Consider the following 2,490-nt stretch of genomic DNA (forward strand, 5'->3'; position numbering starts at 1 on the left):
ATGACAGATGCCCGAAGCCCTTGGTACAGCAGACCGGCGAAGTAAGTTTTTAGGTTATAGTGTAATTCCCCTCCTTCGGAGGGGAATTTAGTTCAGTGCGAGTGGTGAAGTTAGTTCAGTGAAAATGGTGACGTTAGCGAGTATTTGCGCGGCAATGACGAGTGTTGATGTTGAAAATATAAATTAACGATATGGAAAAATGTGGGGTTAATTCCCCTCCTCCGGAGGGGTGCCCGTAGGGCGGGGTGGTTTCGTTACGAATAACTCATACTCAGGCTCTAGCTTTTGTTTTTCCTAGAATCTGCCCTCACCTAGTGCCTAGCAACTTAGTTTAAAAAACCACAACCACCCCGTCAGGCTTCGCCTGCCACCCCTCCGAGGGAGGGGAATTTAGTTCACTGCAAGTGGTGAAGTTAGTTCAGTGGAGGGGTGAAGTTAGCGAGTATTTGCGCGGCAATGACGAGTGTTGATGTTGAAAATATAAATTAACGATATGGAAAAATGCGAGGTTAATTCCCCTCCTTCGGAGGGGTGCCCGTAGGGCGGGGTGGTTTTTATGGCTATAGAATACGATTAGATTTGATGATTTAAAAAACCACGGCATTGGTATGTTCTGGTCTATTTATTGCATAATATTTGTAACGCAATTTTCAACGTCAACTTGTTAGAGACCTTATGATGCAAAAATCTATGATAACAACCGTCATCGCCCTTACCCTCTTCGGCTGTGGCGGTGGGGAGAGCGGCAACTCTAGCACCCCAACGCCACCACCGGTAAAAAAATATACGATTAGTTTTTTGGGTACTGATTTTCAAGCTACTACGGGTAACTGCCAAATTTTTGGATACGGCCCTGAAAAAGAAAATGGAGCACGCGATAAAATTATCGCATTTCCCGTTGAACCCACAAAAGACTACAGTGTGATTATTCACAATCATGACGGAAGCGTACGGAAGATATTTGAAAATACAAATTTATCATCAAATAAGTTGAGTTTTGCCCAAAATGAAATTCCTAACGATGGTTACGTAAGCTTTGCTAAATTTAATACTAACGGTATTAGTCATGTCACAACTTTTGCAAAAGTCCTACTGCCTGATTCATTTTTTGTATATACCGATCAAGCTAAAAGACCAAGCGATCCATGCTTAGGTTCCAGCAATGCTAATCCAGTAAAACGTGAAGTCGCTGGATTTATCACACCAAAATCAGCTGGTATAAAGCATCAATTTTCGGGATTTAATACGGTATATCAAGATCTAAACGCAGATTTAGCGGAAAATTATTTACAAGATAAGTCTGGTGAGGACGAAATAGAGTTTGTAAGCCAGCAGCTCCCCTTACTCGCTATCACTTATGAAACAACTGAATCAGGTAACCAACTTCTTGCACCAAGAAGCTTTAAATTTATCGATTTTAATCAAAGAGGTACCAAAGGCAACTCAATACGACTCGATGATCAAAAAAATGTCATAATCAACTATGATAATGATGCAACATTGACTAGTGATTTAGTTATTGAAAATGCTTTATTATTTGTCAACGGCAAGCAGCAATTAGCACATGCTAATTATGCTTATTTATGGCAGCCACTAATCAAAGATGGCATTGTTATAAATGATAAATTTAGTTATGCAGAGAGAATTGGTGATGACAATTACTATCTCTATTTAGAGGGGAAACAAGATGTCCCTAACGCTTTCACCTACTGGGGGGTAACACACGTTGTTCAAGGCACAGTCAATCGGAGCCTTGATGCAGATAAAGTGTTCGACCGGATACCAGAAGCAAATCGGCCTACACTCGATAAGTGTACTACTGACACTGATCGTCAATGCTTAACCATTGATACTGGGAGTTTATCAGCAGCAGAGGGCGCTCAGCGAGCATCATTAAGCGCAACACTTACTATAGACTCAACCAGATCCCTAAGGCAGGTATTTTATACACCCATTCAGTCAACACTACCAATATTGAAGTTTAATAATACGGATATTGATGAGGGTTTAGAGCAAAAAGCTGCAAGCGTCTCCTTTATGGTTAGTGAATCACCTGAAGTAAAAGAAGCCTTTTTATATCAACATCAGAACTTAGCAAAACCAAGTCTGTCAGATCTCTCGGTTGATTTTATCCCACTCCTAAAAAACATCGCTGCCCAGCAAGATCAACAAGACTTGCTTAAACGTCAACCTTATACCTGGGTATGGTTAGAAGAATAAAGGAAGTAGGACTCTAGGACAAAAGTATAAACGTAACTTAGTGGAAAAACGTGGGGTTAATTCCCCTCCTTCGGAGGGGTGCCCGCAGGGCGGGGTGGTTTCGTTACGAATAACTCATACTCAGGCTCTAGCTTTTGTTTTTCCTAGGATCTGCCCTCACCTAGTGCCTAGGAACTTAGTTTAAAAACCCAACCACCCCGTCAGGCTTCGCCTGCCACCCCTCCGAGGGAGGGGAATTTAGTTCACTGCAAGTGGTGAAGTTAGTTCAGT

General features: G+C 41.8%; 1 protein-coding gene. It reads left to right on the forward strand.

Features of this window, described 5'->3' with window-relative positions:
* The first annotated feature begins 675 nt into the window (after positions 1-675).
* A complete protein-coding gene (locus B7C60_RS05595) occupies positions 676-2,220 on the forward strand; it encodes a hypothetical protein (RefSeq protein WP_245868628.1) in 1,545 nt (514 codons plus the stop codon).
* Positions 2,221-2,490 lie beyond the last annotated feature (270 nt).

The organism is Vibrio fujianensis (assembly GCF_002749895.1).
GTDB lineage: Bacteria > Pseudomonadota > Gammaproteobacteria > Enterobacterales > Vibrionaceae > Vibrio > Vibrio fujianensis.